The organism is Brevibacterium ravenspurgense, assembly GCF_001584615.1.
Classification (GTDB): Bacteria; Actinomycetota; Actinomycetes; order Actinomycetales; family Brevibacteriaceae; genus Brevibacterium; species Brevibacterium ravenspurgense.
On the sequence record NZ_LQQC01000010.1, the window covers coordinates 279029 to 296771 of the forward strand.

The 17743-nt window shown below is 61.9% G+C and carries 13 protein-coding genes; 12 read left to right on the top strand and 1 reads right to left on the bottom strand.

What is annotated here, in order from left to right; translation table 11 throughout:
* Positions 1-39 precede the first annotated feature (39 nt).
* Positions 40-2184, top strand: coding sequence for an excinuclease ABC subunit UvrB (gene uvrB, locus Bravens_RS05785; RefSeq protein WP_062021240.1), 2145 nt, complete (start codon positions 40-42; stop codon positions 2182-2184).
* Between the two features lie 180 nt (positions 2185-2364).
* Positions 2365-3351, top strand: a complete 987-nt coding sequence (locus tag Bravens_RS05790) for a TerC/Alx family metal homeostasis membrane protein (protein WP_062021242.1) — start codon at positions 2365-2367, stop codon at positions 3349-3351.
* 68 nt (positions 3352-3419) lie between these two features.
* Here Bravens_RS05790 and Bravens_RS05795 read toward each other — a convergent pair whose 3' ends face one another.
* Positions 3420-3713, bottom strand: a complete 294-nt coding sequence (locus Bravens_RS05795; protein ID WP_062021245.1) for a YciI family protein — start codon at positions 3711-3713, stop codon at positions 3420-3422.
* 52 nt (positions 3714-3765) lie between these two features.
* Here Bravens_RS05795 and Bravens_RS05800 point away from each other — a divergent pair, with 52 nt between their 5' ends.
* Genes Bravens_RS05800 through secG form a run of 10 tightly spaced genes read left to right on the top strand, consistent with a single transcriptional unit; the run spans position 3766 to position 17322 of the window.
* The gene (locus Bravens_RS05800; protein ID WP_062021247.1) at positions 3766-6294 is read left to right on the top strand and encodes a DEAD/DEAH box helicase; all 2529 of its coding nucleotides are present in this window, start codon (positions 3766-3768) and stop codon (positions 6292-6294) included.
* Positions 6295-6297: 3 nt separating this feature from the next.
* Positions 6298-9195, top strand: a complete 2898-nt coding sequence (gene uvrA / locus Bravens_RS05805; RefSeq protein WP_062021250.1) for an excinuclease ABC subunit UvrA — start codon at positions 6298-6300, stop codon at positions 9193-9195.
* Positions 9188-11044, top strand: a complete 1857-nt coding sequence (uvrC, locus tag Bravens_RS05810; protein WP_062021253.1) for an excinuclease ABC subunit UvrC — start codon at positions 9188-9190, stop codon at positions 11042-11044. Before uvrA ends, uvrC begins: the two co-directional genes overlap by 8 nt.
* 33 nt (positions 11045-11077) lie before the next feature.
* Positions 11078-11950: an RNase adapter RapZ gene (gene rapZ / locus Bravens_RS05815; RefSeq protein ID WP_062021256.1), complete on the top strand. Its 873-nt coding sequence runs from the start codon at positions 11078-11080 to the stop codon at positions 11948-11950.
* A 1-nt stretch (position 11951) separates the two neighbouring features.
* Positions 11952-12965, top strand: a complete 1014-nt coding sequence (locus tag Bravens_RS05820) for a gluconeogenesis factor YvcK family protein (protein WP_062021260.1) — start codon at positions 11952-11954, stop codon at positions 12963-12965.
* 16 nt (positions 12966-12981) lie between these two features.
* Positions 12982-13965, top strand: a complete 984-nt coding sequence (gene whiA / locus Bravens_RS05825) for a DNA-binding protein WhiA (protein ID WP_019175071.1) — start codon at positions 12982-12984, stop codon at positions 13963-13965.
* A gap of 48 nt (positions 13966-14013) precedes the next feature.
* A complete protein-coding gene (gene gap / locus Bravens_RS05830; protein WP_062021263.1) occupies positions 14014-15018 on the top strand; it encodes a type I glyceraldehyde-3-phosphate dehydrogenase in 1005 nt (334 codons plus the stop codon).
* Positions 15019-15043: 25 nt separating this feature from the next.
* The gene (locus tag Bravens_RS05835; RefSeq protein ID WP_062021265.1) at positions 15044-16264 is read left to right on the top strand and encodes a phosphoglycerate kinase; all 1221 of its coding nucleotides are present in this window, start codon (positions 15044-15046) and stop codon (positions 16262-16264) included.
* A 10-nt stretch (positions 16265-16274) separates the two neighbouring features.
* Positions 16275-17066 (top strand): triose-phosphate isomerase, encoded by a 792-nt coding sequence (gene tpiA, locus Bravens_RS05840; protein ID WP_062021268.1) that lies wholly within the window; start codon positions 16275-16277, stop codon positions 17064-17066.
* A gap of 13 nt (positions 17067-17079) precedes the next feature.
* Positions 17080-17322 carry a preprotein translocase subunit SecG gene (gene secG, locus Bravens_RS05845; RefSeq protein WP_082784752.1) on the top strand — a complete coding sequence of 81 codons (243 nt, stop codon included), beginning with the start codon at positions 17080-17082 and terminating at the stop codon, positions 17320-17322.
* The last annotated feature ends 421 nt before the right edge of the window (positions 17323-17743 follow it).

Below are 17743 nucleotides of genomic sequence, written 5' to 3' on the forward strand. Positions count from 1 at the left end.
GCGCTCGTGGAGCGCTGTCGTGCAGAGTAGCCTGGGAGCATGGCGCAGCAGTCTCTTCCCGTTCCCAAGATCGGTCACCGGCCGGAAGTCACCCGCTCGGTGGCCCCGTTCGAGGTCGTCAGCGAGTACAAGCCGTCTGGCGATCAGCCCACGGCCATTGCCGAAATGGCCGAGCGGCTGCGGGCGGGCGAAAAAGACGTCGTGCTGATGGGTGCTACGGGTACGGGTAAGTCAGCGACAACAGCGTGGCTGATCGAAGAAGTGCAGCGGCCCACGCTCATCATGGCGCACAACAAAACCCTGGCCGCTCAGCTGGCCAATGAGTTCCGGCAGCTGCTGCCGAACAATGCAGTCGAATACTTTGTGTCCTACTACGACTACTACCAGCCGGAAGCCTATGTGCCGCAGACGGACACATTCATCGAAAAGGACTCGTCGATCAATGACGAGGTTGAGCGTCTGCGCCACTCCGCAACGAACGCACTGCTGACCCGCAGGGATGTCGTCGTCGTGTCAACGGTGTCCTGCATTTACGGTCTGGGAACTCCGGAAGAGTACGTGGACCGCATGGTGTCACTCGAAGTGGGTGAAGAGGTCGACCGTGATGCGCTGCTCAAACAGTTCGTCACAATGCAGTACACCCGCAACGACGTGGCATTCACCCGCGGTACGTTTCGCGTGCGCGGTGACACGGTCGAAATCATCCCGCAGTACGAAGAGCTCGCCATCCGCATTGAGTTCTTCGGCGACGAAATCGAAGCTCTCTACACCCTGCACCCGCTGACCGGCGAAATCATTCGCGAAGAAGAGGTCATCCACATCTTCCCGGCGTCGCACTATGTGGCTGGTGAAGACCGCATGGCTCGGGCAATTGCAGATATCGAGGCGGAACTGCAGGAACGACTGGCCGAACTCGAGGGCCAGAACAAGCTGCTGGAAGCCCAGCGTCTGAAGATGCGCACCACCTACGACCTCGAAATGATGCAGTCGATGGGCTTCACGTCCGGGATTGAGAACTACTCGCGGCACATCGACGGTCGTGCGGCCGGCACCGCGCCGAACTGTCTGTTGGACTACTTCCCGGAGGACTTCCTACTGGTGGTCGACGAATCGCACGTCACAATCCCGCAGATCGGCGGTATGTACGAAGGCGACATGTCGCGCAAGCGGACACTCGTTGAGCACGGCTTCCGCCTGCCGAGCGCCCTGGACAACAGGCCGCTGCGGTTCTCGGAGTTCCAGGATCGGATCGGCCAGACCGTCTACCTGTCCGCTACACCCGGTGACTATGAGCTCGAGCGCTCCAACGGCGTTGTCGAACAGATCATTCGCCCCACCGGCCTGGTGGACCCGAAGGTCATCGTCAAACCCACGCGCGGTCAGATTGACGACCTGCTGGATGAAATCAACCTGCGGGTGGAGCGCAACGAGCGGGTGCTCGTGACGACGCTGACGAAGAAGATGGCCGAAGACCTGACGGACTATCTGCTCAACCACAACGTACGGGTTGAATACCTCCACTCGGATGTTGACACCCTCCGCCGTGTTGAGCTGCTGAGCGAACTGCGCTCCGGTGTTTTCGATGTGCTGGTCGGCATCAACCTGCTGCGTGAGGGTCTCGACCTGCCCGAGGTGTCGCTCGTGTCGATCCTCGATGCGGACAAGGAGGGATTCCTGCGATCCACCACCTCGCTCATTCAGACCATCGGCCGTGCTGCCCGAAACGTCAACGGCGAAGTGCACATGTACGCAGATACCCGCACGGAGTCCATGCAGAAGGCCATTGAGGAAACCGAGCGCCGCCGCGAAAAGCAGATCGCGTTCAACAAAGAGCACGGAATCGATCCGAAGCCGCTGGTCAAGAAGATCGCGGACATCACAGAACGGCTCAAGCGCGACAACGAAGACACCGCGGAGCTTCTCAACGACTTCGACTACGGCAAGGGCAAACGCGGCTACAACTCGGCCCAAACCGATGAGCAGCGCGCCCGTTCTGCCGGTCAGGAGACAGGGCAGCCGACATCGGTGCGCCCACCGACGACCGACCTGCCTGAGCTCATTGCTGAACTGACCGAACAGATGAACCAGGCGGCAGCCGACCTGCAGTTTGAACTCGCGGCACGTCTGCGCGACGAACTGCAGGAGCTCAAACGTGATCTGCGTCAGATCCAGCGCGAAAGCTGAGCAGTCGGTCCTCGCTGTGCTCTAGACTGGATAGCCGGTGAAGGGGAGTATCCTCATGTGCTGATTCGTCAACACGAAACCGTCCGGCGGCCAGCCGGGTCGGGTTCCGGGTCAGCAGCGCGCAGCAGCGGCGCAGGAAAGACTTTCACGGACGTCATCGACCCCTAAGAAAGAACTCTCGTGCACCACGAATCAGCCAGCGGCCTTTCGCTGACCTTTGAATTCATCGTCCTCGGCGCACTCTGTGTGCTTCTCCTGGCAGACCTGCTGCTCATCCTCAAACGCCCACACCGGCCTTCCAACCGCGAAGCCGGCCTGTGGGTCGGCTTCTACGTCGCACTCGCCCTGATCTTCGCGGGCGTGCTGTATCTCTTCGGCAATAAGCAGGCCAGCGGCGAGTTTCTCGCCGGATGGCTCATGGAGTATTCGCTGTCAATCGACAACGTCTTCGTGTTCATCATCGTGCTGTCTGCCTTCAAGGTGCCGCCCCGGTATCAGCAGGAAGTCCTCATGGTTGGCATCATCATTTCGCTGGTCTTCCGGGGCATCTTCATCCTCGCGGGCGTGTGGGTCATCGAGAAGTTCATCTGGGTGTTCTTCATCTTCGGCGCGTTCCTCCTGTGGACCGCGTGGAAGCAGGCCACGGAGAAAGACGACGACGACGGCGGTGACAACCTGCTCGTCCGCATGGTGAAGAAGCGGTTTCCGTTCACGGACGATTACCACGACAACAAGATCTTCGTGAAGATCGACGGCAAGCGGTTTGCCACACCGATGCTTCTGGTGTTCATCGCGATCGGCACCACGGACATCATGTTCGCACTCGACTCGATCCCTGCGATTATGGCGGTCACCCGTTCGGCGTTCATCATCTTCACCGCAAACCTGTTCGCACTCATGGGTCTGCGCCAGCTGTACTTCCTGCTGGAGAACATGGCCGACAACCTGCAGTACCTCAAGTACGGAATCGCCGTCATCCTCGGCTACATCGGCTTCAAACTCATCTACACGGCAGCCCGCGAAACCTTCGCCCACCAGCTTCCGGAAATCCCTCTGGCAGTCTCACTCGGCGTCATCGTGGTCTCCATGACGGTTGCCGTCATCGCCAGCCTCGTCAAGCGCCGGCGCGACTACCGGCACTTCCGCAGCGAGCACCTCGGCAGCTGAGGTCAGCCGACCGAACAGCACAAAAAGGGCGGACGCATGTGCGTCCGCCCTTGTCGTTGAAGATCAGATCAGCGTGCCTGTCCGAAACCTCCGATGACGATGTCCCATTCGTCGATCGTGGTCTCGGTGATGACCCGAGCTTCTGCGAAGGGATCGTTCGTCAGGAGGTCTTCGACATTGGCCTTGTCGTCGGCTTGGAATATCAGGAGGGCACCCGGCTGTTGAACATTGGCGAGAGGACCCGACGCCATGAGCATGCCGGCATCAGCCAGTTTGGCCAGCCACTCCCGGTGCGTGGGACGCACCTCCAGTCGCGTCTGTTCATCGTCGCTGTAGCGATAGGTGACCGCATAGAAAGCCATGGCGTTCCTCTCATGGGGAATAATGGGTAGTCCCAGTCAGTCTAGTTCAGGAATGGGTAATCGCTTCGTGAGTGCACTTGAGCAGATACCGGAAGAATTCGCCTCTGCCGACACCGTGTACGAAGCATTCGAAGACTATGTGAGCGGTTTGGGCCTGAGCTTGTACGACGCTCAGCAGGAAGCGATACTCGCAGTTCTCGCAGGCGACAACACGATCGTCGCAACACCCACCGGCTCCGGAAAGTCGATGGTGGCCCTCGCCGGCGCCTACTGGGGTGTCAGCACCGGGGTGCGGGTCTACTACACCGCTCCGATCAAGGCTCTCGTATCTGAAAAGTTCTTTGACTTAAGCGAGCGCTTGGGTGCCGACAACGTCGGCATGGTCACCGGTGACAGTTCGGTCAACGCGGACGCTCCCGTCATCTGCGCCACGGCGGAGATCCTCGCCAACCAGGCGCTGCGTGAAGGCCCAATGCTGGACGTGGGAATCGTCATCATGGACGAGTTCCACTACTTCGGCGATCCCCAGCGCGGCTGGGCGTGGCAGGTGCCGCTGCTGACGCTGCCGCAGTCGCAGTTCGTCCTCATGTCCGCAACCCTCGGCGACACTACCGCTATCGCCAAGGGCATGGAGGAGCTCACCGGACGGTCCACGTCCTATGTGACGGGTGCGCAGAGACCGGTGCCGCTGGAATTCAGCTACTCGGAAGAACCGCTGCAGGAAACCCTTCACGCCCTCGTCCGCCACGATCAGGCTCCCGTCTACGTTGTGTCGTTTTCCCAGCGGCAGGCAGCAGAGCTGGCCGGGTCGATTGTGAGCGCCAATCTCGCCACCCGAGAGGAGCGCGAGGCGATCGCCGATGAGATTCGCGGCTTCGGCTTTCAGAAGGGCTTCGGAACGACGCTCAAGCGGCTTCTGCTGCACGGCATCGGCGTCCACCATGCCGGGATGCTGCCCAAATACCGACGCCTTGTTGAACACTTGGCTGGCAAGGGGCTGCTCAAAGTCATTTCGGGCACGGACACGCTCGGCATCGGCATCAACGTGCCCATCCGAACAGTTCTGCTGACAGCGCTGACGAAGTTCGACGGTTCGAAGATGCGCAGGCTCACAGTCCGCGAATTCCAGCAGATCGCCGGCCGCGCCGGCCGTGCGGGCTTCGACACCGTCGGTTTTGTGGTCGCGCAGGCACCCGAACACGAAATCGAAAACAAGAAGGCGGCGGATAAGGCCGCCAACAGCAATAAGAAGCGCAAACCGGCTAAGAAGCAGCCGCCGGCGGGCTTCGTGGGCTGGTCACAGGATACTTTCGAGAACCTGCGCGACAGCGAAGTCGAAGAGCTCCGCTCGCGCATGAAGATCACCCACTCGACTGTCATCAACCTCGCCGCCCGCGGGGGAGATGTCGTGAAGACCGTGCGCGACTTCATTGCCTCGACTCACGAAACTCCGTCGCGCAAACTCGACATGCAGCTGCGCGCGCTGCGCATCGGCCGAGCATTGCTCAATGCGGACGTCCTCGTGCGCACAGAAGAGGACGGCAGGGTGCGCTTCGAACTCGCCGAGGACTTCGGTCCGCAGTTCGCACTCAACCAGCCGCTCTCACCTTTCGCTTTGGCTGCCTTGGAGCTTTTTGACCCCGAAGCAGACGACTGGGCGGACAACGTCCTCAGCGTCATCGAGGCGACGACAGAAGTCCCGTACCACGTTCTGCGTGGACAGCTGGATCGGCTCAAGGGTGAAGAGATCCAGGCGCTCAAGTCTGAGGGTGTGCCCTATGACGAGCGCATGGCGATTATCGACGAAATGGAGCTGCCCCGCCCCAACGGGGACGTGCTGGATGAGGCCTTTGAGGCGTTCACGGAGCACGCTCCGTGGTTGCGCGAGATCGGCATTGAGCCAAAAGCCGTTGTGGCCGACATGATCAGCCAGGCCATGAACTTCTCGCAGTTCGTCATGTACTACAAGCTGGCTCGCGTTGAGGGCGGACTGCTGCGCTATCTGACGGATGTCTATCGCGCGCTCGTCCAGACAGTGCCGGAAGACCTTGTGACGGAACCGCTGCAGAACATCATCGACTGGCTGGGTGATCTCGTGCTGCGCGTTGATTCCTCCCTCGTGCAGGAATGGGAGGCTCTGCGCAGGGCCGGTGCTGAAGAGACCGATACCCTTCCCCTGGAGCACGCAGCCCGTAAGCTCACCGACGATGAGCGCGCTTTCACGATACTTGTCCGCAACGCCCTGTTCCACCGTGTGCTTCTGGCCGAGCGCGCCGCTTACCGGGCCCTGGGTGAGCTCGACGGTGAGGACGGATGGGACCACCGGCAGTGGGAGGATGCGATCGAAGCCTTCTACGACGAATACGGTGACCTCGGAGTCGGCGCCGATGCGCGTTCGGCTGCTTTCGTGCACATCCGCCGTGACGGCAGAACCTGGATGGTCGACCAGATACTCGACGACCCTGAAGGCGACAGGGATTGGGCCATTCGCGCCCAAGTCGATCTAGACGCCTCGGATGATCTTGGAGAACCTGCGGTGACGATCATCGACGTCGCCCCACGTTCGGAAATGGAGAGCTGATACATGACCGCATACGAATCCCAGATTCACAGGCCCGCCGGCGGGGGAGTGTCTCACCTCGACACGATCATCGTGCAGGGCGCCCGGGCACACAACCTCAAAAACATCGATGTCGAGGTGCCGCGGGACAGTCTCGTTGTGTTCTCCGGTCTTTCTGGCTCCGGCAAATCCTCACTCGCCTTCGACACGATCTTCGCCGAAGGGCAGCGCCGCTACGTTGAATCGCTGTCGTCTTATGCCCGCATGTTCCTCGGCCAGATGGACAAACCCGACGTTGACATGATCGAGGGGCTCTCCCCGGCGGTGTCGATCGACCAGAAGTCCACCTCGCGCAACCCGCGTTCGACAGTCGGCACCATCACCGAGGTCTATGACTTCATGCGCCTTCTGTGGGCGCGCATCGGCGTTCCCCACTGCCCGCAGTGCGGTGAGGAGATCTCCAGCCAAACACCCCAGCAGATCGTCGATCAGCTGCTGACCCTGCCGGAGCGCACCAAGTTCATCGTCATGGCACCGGTAGTCAGGCAGCGCAAGGGTGAGTTCGCCGAGCTGTTCCAACAGCTCCAGAGCCAGGGCTTTTCACGAGCCTGGGTTGACGGGGAACAGATCAGCCTGAGCGAGCCGCCCACGCTGAAGAAACAGTACAAGCACGACATTTCGGTGGTCGTCGACCGCCTCATTAGCAAGGACGGCATCCGCCAGCGGCTCACGGACTCGGTCGAAACAGCGCTGCGCACAGCTGACGGTCGCCTCGACGTTCTGCTTGTCGACTCAGACGAGATCCGCACGTTTTCCGAACACATGTCGTGCCCCAACGACCACCCGCTGACCACCGATACGATCGAGCCGCGCACTTTTTCGTTCAACTCGCCCTTCGGCGCCTGCCCCGTGTGCGACGGAATCGGAGTGCGCCTGCAGGTTGACGAGCACCTCGTCGTCCCGGATGACGAACTGACCCTCGCCGAGGGCGCCATCGCCGCGTGGTCGCACGGCAAGTCGACCATGAAGTACTTCAACCGCCTGCTCAAAGGCCTGGGCGACGAAATCGGCTTCGATCTGAAGACCCCGTGGAAAGATCTGCCGAAGAAGGTCCGCACCGCGATTCTTGAGGGCAAGGACTACAAAGTCCACGTCAAGTACCGCAACCGCTTCGGCCGTGAGCGCACCTACTCGACGGGCTTCGAAGGCGTTTTCAACTACATCCTGCGCAAGCACGGCGAAACCGAATCAGACACCGCCCGTGACCGCTACGAGGCGTACATGCGCGAAGTCCCCTGCGCGTCCTGTGACGGAACCCGCCTGAAACCGGAGGCGCTTGCCGTCACGGTGGCGGGCACCTCGATTGCGGATGTCAGCCGGATGGCGATTGATCAGGCGGCAGAGTTCCTCGGCGGCCTCGAACTGAGCGCACGTGACGCACGTATTGCCGACCAGGTGATGAAAGAGATTCGGGCGCGTCTGCAGTTCCTGCTGGACGTTGGCCTGGAATACCTGTCACTCGACCGGGCCGCCGGAACGCTGTCCGGCGGTGAGGCACAGCGGATCCGGCTTGCCACGCAGATCGGCTCCGGACTGGTCGGCGTTCTGTACGTTCTCGACGAACCGTCCATCGGCCTGCACCAGCGGGACAACCGCCGGCTCATCGACACCCTCATCAAGCTGCGGGACCTCGGCAACACCCTCATCGTCGTCGAACACGACGAAGAGACGATCGATGCGGCGGACTGGATTGTCGATATCGGCCCGGGCGCTGGTGAACACGGTGGTCAGGTTGTCTACTCCGGGCCCGTTAAGGGTCTGCCAGAGGCAGACGGTTCGGCAACCGGTGATTACCTTGCCGGACGTAAGAAGGTCGGCGTGCCTGATGTGCGCAGGCCGGTCGACCGCAAGCGGATGCTCGGTGTCGAGCGGGCTCGGGCGAACAACCTCAAGGACATTTCGGTCAAGTTCCCGCTGTCAGTTCTCACCGCCGTCACGGGTGTGTCCGGTTCCGGCAAGTCGACGCTGGTCAACGACATCCTGTACAGCGAGCTGGCCAACAAGCTCAACAACGCCAAGCGCGTACCCGGCCTGCATAAGCGGGTGACGGGTGTTGAAGAGCTCGACAAGGTCATCCACGTCGACCAGTCGCCCATTGGCCGCACACCCAGGTCGAATCCGGCCACCTACACGGGTGTTTTCGACCACGTGCGCCGGCTGTTCGCAGAGACTGAGACGGCACGCATGCGCGGCTATCAGCCGGGCCGCTTCTCCTTCAACGTCAAGGGCGGTCGCTGCGAGAACTGCTCCGGTGACGGCACCATCAAGATCGAAATGAACTTCCTGCCGGACGTCTACGTGCCCTGTGAAGTGTGCGGGGGAGCGCGGTACAACCGCGAAACGCTCGAAGTGAAGTTCAAGGGCAAGTCGATTGCCGAGGTACTCGACATGCCGATCGAAGAGGCGGCCGAATTCTTCGAAGCGGTTCCGGCAATTTCGCGTCACCTCAACACGCTCGTCAAGGTGGGCTTGGGCTATGTGCGCCTGGGCCAGCCGGCAACCACGCTGTCCGGCGGTGAGGCCCAGCGCGTCAAGCTCGCAGCTGAACTGCAGAAGCGCACGCGCGGTCGCGCCGTCTATGTGCTCGATGAACCGACCACGGGCCTGCACTTTGAGGACATCCGCAAGCTGCTGCTGGTGCTGCAGGGGCTGGTCGACAAGGGCAACACGGTCATCGTCATCGAGCACAATCTCGACGTGATCGCCGCGAGCGACTACATCATCGACATGGGCCCCGAAGGCGGCCGAGGTGGCGGCACGGTTGTCGCTGCCGGCACACCTGAGGAAGTGGCTCAGGTTGAGGCAAGCCACACCGGGCGCTACCTGGCTGCCATGCCGGAGATCGCGAGCCGCATTGGCTGATCCGAGTCAGTATCGGCCGAAACCGGGTGAGATCCCCACGCTTCCGGGGGTCTACCGATTTCGCGATGACGAACGGCGGATCATCTACGTCGGCAAGGCGAAGAATCTGCGCAATCGGCTGAACTCCTATTTCGCCAATCCCGCGGGCCTGCACCCGCGGACTTTCACTATGGTCCACACGGCTTCGTCCGTTGAGTGGACGATCGTGGAAAGCGAAGTCGAGGCGCTGCGCCTGGAATGGACGTGGATCAACGAATTCAAGCCGCGGTTCAACGTAATGTTCCGCGACGACAAGTCTTACCCTTACCTGGCGGTCACTGTGAAGGACCGGTACCCGCGGGTTTTCGTCACTCGCGGCAAACGCCGCAAGGGTGTCAAGTACTTCGGCCCGTTCACTGCCGTGTGGGCGATCCGCGAATCGCTGGATCTGCTGCTGAAGGCATTCCCCGTTCGCACGTGCGCAAAAACAGTTTTTGACCGTGCCGCGCGCTCGGGCAGACCGTGCCTGTTGGGCTACATCGACAAGTGCTCCGCTCCGTGTGTTGACCGGATTACCCCAGAGGCGCATCGGGAGCTTGTCGACGGTGTTACAGAGTTCATGTCCGGCAGCACCGGGAAGATCATTTCGACGCGCAAGCGGGCAATGAAAGAGGCCGCCGGCGAACTCGACTTCGAAAGAGCCGCGCAGCTGCGTGACGAAATCGAGGCTTTAGAAAAAATCGTCGACAAATCCTCCGTCATGCTGTCGCAGAACGTCGACACCGACATCTTCGGACTGACGGTCGAAGAACTCGAAGCATCAGTCCAGGTGTTCCACGTCCGCGGCGGCCGAATCCGCGGTCAGCGCGGGTGGATCATCGAACGCATGCAGGACCTCACTGCAGCCCAGCTGACAAGTGACTACCTGCGGCAGGCATACCTGGACGTCGAAGCCGATGCCATTCCGAAGGAAATCCTCGTCGATACCCTTCCGGAAGACCACACGGTGCTGGAAGACTGGCTCGGCGAAACGCGCGGTTCGAAGGTGACGATCAGGGTTCCCGAACGCGGGGAGAAGGCCGCAGCGCTCACAACCGTCATTGCCAACGCCGAGCAGGCGCTTGAACTGCACAAGAAACGGCGGTCGTCAGACCTGACAACGCGCAGCCAGGCGCTCAATGAAATCCAAGAGAATCTGGGATTGGAAGAAGCTCCCCTGCGCATTGAGTGCATCGACAACTCGCACTTCCACGGTGAGGACGTCGTCGGTTCACTCGTGGTGTTCGAAGACGGCCTGCCGGTCAAGCGGGACTACCGCAGGTTCTCGGTGACAGGGGACGCGGCCCGGGACGACACCTCGGCAATGTACGACGTCGTGTCCCGCAGATTCAGCCGGTACCTGGAATCCCTGGCCAGTGAAGACGAGGATCCCAAGTTCGGCTACCGACCCTCGCTGCTCGTGGTCGACGGCGCCCTGCCGCAGGTGTCGGCTGCCAGACGAGCACTCGATGACCTTGGTTTGGTCGACATTACAGTCGTCGGCCTGGCCAAGCGGCTCGAAGAGGTATGGGTGTCGTGGGATGACTTCCCCGTCATCTTCCCTCGCAACTCGGAAGGCCTGTTCATGCTGCAGCGCATCCGCGACGAAGCGCACCGCTTCGCCATCACCTTCCAGCGCAGCAAACGAAAGATCACCGCCTCGGCACTCGACACCGTCGAAGGCCTTGGTGCCGCCAAACGCACTGCTCTTCTTGACCACTTCGGCTCCGTCACGAAGATCAAAAAGGCCAGCGTCGAAGAGCTGACCGAAGTCAAGGGGATCGGCCCCGCTTTGGCCGAGCGCATTGTGGCCGCGTTCAGAAAAGACTGAAAGAATCAGGCGGGGAAGCAATAAGGAGAACGCATGACCACCAATCAGCGTGACACTGTGCTCGTCGTGACGGGCATGTCCGGTGCCGGACGTTCAACCGCGGCGAAGGCCCTCGAAGACATGGGCTGGTACGTTGTGGACAATCTGCCGCCGCAGATGATCAGCGGTCTTGTCGACCTTGTAAGCCGAGTCGACGGCGACGCCCCGAAGGTCGCGGTCGTTGCCGATGTCCGAGGGCGCGGCATGTTCACAACGCTCAAAGACACGCTGCGTAACCTGCATGGCCCCGAGGGCATTCGCATTCTCTATCTTGACGCCAACGACGACGCCCTTGTGCGCCGCTACGAATCTGTTCGCCGCCCTCACCCGCTGCAGGGGGACGGCACGATTGTCGACGGGCTCCAAGCTGAGCGCAGCGAGCTTGAACCGGTGCGCTCCAGCGCTGATGTCATCATCGACACGTCCGACCTCAACGTTCACCAGCTGAGCGATGAAATCCGCCGTCTGTTCGACAAGGACGGGTCATCTGCTTTGCGCTTGACCGTTATGAGCTTTGGATTCAAATACGGCACCCCGAAAGACGCCGACTACGTGGCCGACGTGCGCTTCCTGCCGAACCCCTTCTGGGTGCCGGAACTCAAATCGCTGCGCGGAACAGATGAGCCGGTCGCCGAATACGTTCTCACACAGCCTCGCGCCCAAGACTTCATTGACCGCTACGTGTCGGCCCTGGAAATCGTCATTGACGGCTATTTGGCCGACCACCGTCCCTACGCGACGATCGCCATTGGCTGCACCGGCGGCAAACACCGCTCTGTCGCTGTGGCCGAAGCCATTCACCGTCGCTTGGCGGAACTGACGAACGCGTCCGTCACTCTGCGCCACCGTGATCTGGGGAAGGAATGACATGGAACCCCCGGTCACAACAGCGGAGCTTCCGCTGTATCTGAAGCATCCCGCCAAGCGCTCCGGCCCGAAGGTCGTGTCTTTCGGCGGCGGTCACGGCCTGTACGCAGCCCTGCGGGCGTTTCGCCTGCTGACGGAGGACCTCGTTGCGGTTGTCACAGTCGCTGACGACGGTGGTTCCTCCGGACGTCTGCGTCAGGAGTTCGGCGGTCTGCCGCCGGGGGACCTGCGCATGGCTCTGGCCGCTCTGACGGATGACAGCGAATGGGGCCGCATCTGGCGCGACGTTATTCAGCACCGCTTCGCTTCCACGGGTCCCCTCGACGGCCACTCGGTGGGCAATCTTCTCATTAGCGCCCTGTGGCAGATCCATGGGGACGAAGTCGACGGCCTCGACTGGGTGGCCCGCCTGCTGCGCGCTCACGGCCGAGTTCTGCCCATGTCGTCGCTGCCGCTGACGATCGAAGCCGACGTTGCCGACAGCCATGGCTCAGTCGGTGTTATACGCGGGCAGTCTCAGATTGCCTCGAGTCAGGGGACCGTGTCTCAAGTGCGGCTCGATCCCGCCGCGCCGCCGGCGCGGTCGGAGACAATTGCCGAGGTGGAGCAGGCCGATGTTCTCAACCTCGGCCCCGGATCGTGGTACACCTCGGTCATGCCGCACCTGTTGGTGCCGGAACTGGCCAAGGCGATCTGCACCTCGTCAGCTGTGAAGTCGCTCACCCTCAACCTGCCGGGAGCATCAGCAGAAACCCGGGGGCTGAGTCTGACTGACCACCTGGAATCGCTGAAAGAGCACGCGCCGGGATTGCACTTCGACTACATTCTGGTCGACGAAACAGCAGCCGCGGAGGAAAAAGGTCTGCGAGAGGCAGCGGAAAAGCTCTTTTCGGCAACGCTGTGGGAGCGTCCACTGGCCGCGCGTATCCGCGGCCAGCACGACACGCTGAAGCTGGCTGCCTGCTATCGCGATATGTTTGTCAACGCCGGTCTGAAGACCGATGAACAGTGGTGACTGAGGAAGGAACCCCATGTCCCTGACCGCAAAGGTCAAAGACGAACTCACCCGGGTGGAAGAACGCCGTTCGCCCGCCCGCAAAGCTGAGGTCGCGTCGACGCTGCGCTTCGCGTCGGCTCTGCACATTGTGGCCGGTTCAATCGTCATCGAAGCTGAACTCGACACTGCGGCGGCAGCCCGCCGCCTGTACGGCGAAATCGCAACCCTCTACGGTGCATCGCCCGAAGTCGCCGTCATGGGAGCCTCGGGCCTGAACAAGCGCGAACGCTACATCGTGCGCGTCACCGCCGAAGGGCCGGCACTGGCCCGCCAGACGGGCCTGATCGACAACCGCGGCCGCCCAGTCCGGGGCCTGCCGCCGGCCGTTGTCAACGGTTCCATCAACGATTCGAAGGCCGCATGGCGAGGTGCGTTCCTCGCTCACGGTTCGCTCACCGAACCGGGCCGGTCATCAGCTCTCGAAGTCACGTGCCCCGGACCGGAAGCGGCACTGGCCCTCGTCGGTGCTGCTCGCCGCCTGGGCATCATCGCGAAGGCCCGCGAAGTCCGCGGAGTCGACCGGGTGGTCATCCGTGACGGTGAAGCAATCGGCGAACTTCTTGAAGCCATGGGCGCGACCGAGGTGCGCAAAGAGTGGGAAGAAGGTCGCCAGCGCCGTGAAGTCCGCGCCACCGCCAACCGCCTGGCGAACTTCGACGATGCCAACCTGCGCCGCAGCGCCCGTGCCGCTGTCGCAGCCGGCGCCCGCGTTGAGCGAGCACTCGAGATTCTCGGTGACGATGTTCCCGATCACCTCCGCTACGCTGGGAAGCTGAGGCTCAAGCACAAGCAGGCCTCGCTGGAAGAGCTCGGCCAGCTGGCCGATCCGCCCATGACAAAAGACGCCATTGCCGGCCGTGTTCGCAGGCTGCTGGCCACCGCGGACAAAAAGGCTGAAGAAATGGGCGTTCCCGACACGAAGGCCAGCCTCACCCCCGAAATGCTCGACGACGTCTGACCACCACCTCGTACTCACGGAACCCTGCACACGCGAAAGGCAGACACCATGACAGTCCGCATCGGAATCAACGGGTTCGGCCGCATCGGCCGTTCCGTCCTGCGCCAGATCCTCGCCGGGAACACTTCGCTCGAAGTGGTTGCCGTCAACGACCTCACCGACAACGCAAGCCTCGCCCACCTGTTCCGCTACGACACCGTGTGGGGCCGCTTCGGCGGCACCGTAGAACACACCGACGACGCACTCATCATCGATGGCAAGACGATCCACGCCAGCGCCCACAAAGACCCGTCTGACATCCCGTGGGGTGAGCTCGGCGTCGACATCGTCATCGAAGCGACCGGCAAGTTCCGCAAGCGCGACCAGGCCCAGAAGCACATCGACGGAGGTGCTAAGAAGGTTCTTCTGTCAGCTCCGGGCAAAAAAGACGACGGCATGTTCGTCATGGGCGTCAACCACGAAGACTTCGACCCGCAGAAGCACCACGTGTTCTCGAATGCGTCATGCACCACCAACTGCTTGGCTCCGCTGGCGAAGGTCCTGCACGAAGAGTTCGGCATCGAATCCGGCATCATGACCACGATCCACGCCTACACGGGTGGTCAGGCTCTCGTCGACGGGCCGCACAAGGACCTGCGCCGTGCACGTGCTGCCGCTGTCAACATCGTGCCGACAACCACCGGTGCTGCAAATGCCGTCGGCAAGGTTCTGCCTGAACTCGAAGGCAAGCTGGACGGCTTCGCAGTCCGCGTGCCGGTCGTCACGGGATCGCTCGTCGACCTGACGTTCCTCCCCAGCAAGGCCGCCACGGTCGAAGAAGTCAACGCTGCGGTCAAAAAGGCCGCCGAGGGCCCGCTGAAGGGAATTCTCGGGTATACGGAAGACCCGATCGTGTCCTCGGACATCGTGATGGAAGACCGCTCCTCGATCTTCGATGCTCAGCTCACCCGCAAAGTCGGCGACCAGATCAAGGTCGTTTCCTGGTACGACAACGAGTGGGGCTACTCCGAGCGCCTGGTCGATCTGACAAACTACGTAGCCGAACGCCTCTGAACAACGGCACTGAGAAAAGGACACTATGCAGACTCTCACCAATCCGAGCGACTTCGCCGGCAAGCGCGTCATCGTTCGTTCTGACCTCAACGTGCCGATGGACGGCGACACCATCACCGACCCCGGCCGAATCGAGGCCTCCGCTCCGACCATCGCCTCGTTGGCCGAAGCGGGTGCTCGCGTCATCGTCATTGCGCACCTGGGCCGTCCAAAGGGCGAACCGAACCCCGAGTTCAGCCTTGGTCCGGTAGCCCCGGCACTGGCTGAGGCCATCGGCCGTCCGGTGCAGTTCGCCACGGACACCGTGGGTGAAGACGCAGCAGCCCGCGCTGGCGCGCTGGCCGACGGCGAAGTCCTGCTGTTGGAGAACCTGCGCTTCAACCCGGGCGAAACATCGAAGGACGATGCCGAACGCGGCGCCTTCGCGGACCAGCTGGCAGCCCTGGGGGAGGCCTTCGTCTCTGACGGTTTCGGTGTTGTTCACCGCAAGCAGGCCAGCGTGTTCGACCTTCCTGCACGCCTTCCGCACTTCGCGGGCGGTCTCGTCGCCGCTGAAGTCGAAGTGAGCGAACGCCTGCTGCACGATCCCAAGCGTCCCTACGCGGTTGTCCTCGGCGGTTCGAAGGTGTCGGACAAGCTCGGCGTTATCGATTCGCTCATTGATCGTGCTGATTCGCTGCTGATCGGTGGCGGTATGGTCTTCACCTTCCTCAAAGCCCAGGGCTTCGAGATCGGGTCTTCGCTGCTGGAAGAGGACCAGATCGACACCGTCAAGGGCTACCTCGAAAAGGCCGAAAAGGCCGGTGTTGACATCGTGCTGCCCACCGACATTGTCATGGCGGAAAAGTTCGGTGCGGACGCGCAGCATTGGGTTGCACCGGTTGACGCACTCGAGGACACCCCGGCCGGTGCGGATGCTCTTGGCCTCGACATCGGGCCGGAATCCGCGGCGCACTTCGCTGAGATCATCAAGCAGGCCAAGACCGTCTTCTGGAACGGTCCCATGGGAGTCTTTGAAATCCCGGCTTTCGCGGCCGGCACCAAGGCGGTAGCCGAGGCGCTGACCACCGTCCACGGTTCCGAGGCCGATGGCCGGCTCACAGTTGTCGGCGGGGGAGACTCCGCCGCGGCGGTGCGCTCTCTCGGCTTCTCCGATGACGACTTCGGCCACATCTCGACCGGCGGCGGTGCGAGCCTCGAATACCTCGAAGGCAAAGAACTGCCCGGACTGACAGCACTCAACTGAAAGCACAGTAATGACCCGCAAACCACTCCTGGCCGGCAACTGGAAGATGAACAACGATCATCTCGAGGCGATCGCCTCGGTCCAGAAGCTGGCATGGTCGCTGCGCGACGCGCGCTTCGACGGCTCGACCGCTGACATCGCAGTGATCCCACCGTTCACCGATATCCGTTCGGTGCAGACACTCGTCCAGGCCGACAAGGTTCCAGTGTCTTACGGGGCACAGGACCTCTCAGTTCACGACGAAGGCGCCTACACCGGCGAAATCAGCGGTCGTTTCCTCAGCCAGCTGGGCTGCGAGTACGTTGTCGTCGGCCACTCCGAGCGCCGTGCACACCACGGTGAGGACGACGCGCTCGTCGGTCAGAAGGTTCGCGCCGCGCGGCGCCACGGGCTTACGCCGATTCTCTGTGTGGGCGAACCGCAGGAAGTCCGTGCAGAGGGAAGCCACATCGAGTACACCCTGTCGCAGGTAACTGGGGCGCTTGAAGGACAGTCTGCGGACGACCTTGAAGGACTCGTCATCGCCTATGAACCCGTGTGGGCTATCGGCACGGGCGAAACCGCAACGGCTGAGGACGCCGGCACGATGGCTACGGCCGTCCGCGGGCTCTTGAGTGACTCCTACGGGGATGCATTCGCGCAGTCGGTGCGCATTCTGTACGGCGGTTCCGTCAACCAGGACAATGTCGGCGACATCATGCGCCAGGCTGATGTCGATGGTGCCCTTGTCGGAGGAGCGAGCCTCGATCCGACAGGTTTCGCCACGCTGTGCCTGAGCGCTGTACGAGCCACGGCTGACTGATAGGATATCCGGCGTGACTATTCTGACGTGGATTCTGACAGGCGTACTCGTGCTCTCGAGCTTCATTCTTGTGCTGTTCATTCTTCTGCACAAAGGCAAGGGCGGCGGCATGTCCGACATGTTCGGCGGCGGCATGAGCGCCAACCTTGGTGCGTCCGGTGTCGCTGAAGGCAACCTCAACAGGTTCACCGCGCTCACCGCGATCGTGTGGGTTGCCGCCATTGTTCTTCTGGGACTTATCGTCCGTTTCCAGTAAGAGGGCTGATCTCTGAAGCGCCGCTGCCCGTGTGGCAGCGGCGCTTTTGTGCTGTCCGGAGGCTTTCTGCTCGGGCTTAAGTCCGAGGTGCCGCCCCGGCTGGGGGCAGAACATACCTCGGCACTGGACCTCCGCCTCGTGAGTATCCCGCACATGATGAGGCAGCTGTTACTGGCACCCCGCCTCGGCAGCGTCCCGCAACAGCGGCCACCGCGGTTGGTACAGGAACCAAATCTTCACTTCCGGCACCGGCTGCCCACGCTTCAGCAACAGAAACTCCCGTCAGCAGTTGTTGCTAAGGCGCAGACTCCGGCTGCCGGGAGTTTCTGCGCGGCTAAGGAGTGGATCTGCTGCCGATGGGAGGATTCCAGGTGAGGGGAATGGCGCGGAAGGCGCACGTAGGAAGTTTTGACGAACGACT

Bases quoted from the DNA above. Each gene is read 5' to 3' on its own strand.
- tpiA (WP_062021268.1), top strand. From the start codon at position 16,275: ATGACCCGCAAACCACTCCTGGCCGGCAACTGGAAGATGAACAACGAT.
- Bravens_RS05795 (WP_062021245.1), bottom strand. From the start codon at position 3,713: ATGGCTTTCTATGCGGTCACCTATCGCTACAGCGACGATGAACAGACG.
- Bravens_RS05835 (WP_062021265.1), top strand. From the start codon at position 15,044: ATGCAGACTCTCACCAATCCGAGCGACTTCGCCGGCAAGCGCGTCATC.
- Bravens_RS05820 (WP_062021260.1), top strand. From the start codon at position 11,952: ATGGAACCCCCGGTCACAACAGCGGAGCTTCCGCTGTATCTGAAGCAT.
- rapZ (WP_062021256.1), top strand. From the start codon at position 11,078: ATGACCACCAATCAGCGTGACACTGTGCTCGTCGTGACGGGCATGTCC.
- whiA (WP_019175071.1), top strand. From the start codon at position 12,982: ATGTCCCTGACCGCAAAGGTCAAAGACGAACTCACCCGGGTGGAAGAA.
- uvrB (WP_062021240.1), top strand. From the start codon at position 40: ATGGCGCAGCAGTCTCTTCCCGTTCCCAAGATCGGTCACCGGCCGGAA.
- gap (WP_062021263.1), top strand. From the start codon at position 14,014: ATGACAGTCCGCATCGGAATCAACGGGTTCGGCCGCATCGGCCGTTCC.
- Bravens_RS05800 (WP_062021247.1), top strand. From the start codon at position 3,766: ATGGGTAATCGCTTCGTGAGTGCACTTGAGCAGATACCGGAAGAATTC.
- uvrA (WP_062021250.1), top strand. From the start codon at position 6,298: ATGACCGCATACGAATCCCAGATTCACAGGCCCGCCGGCGGGGGAGTG.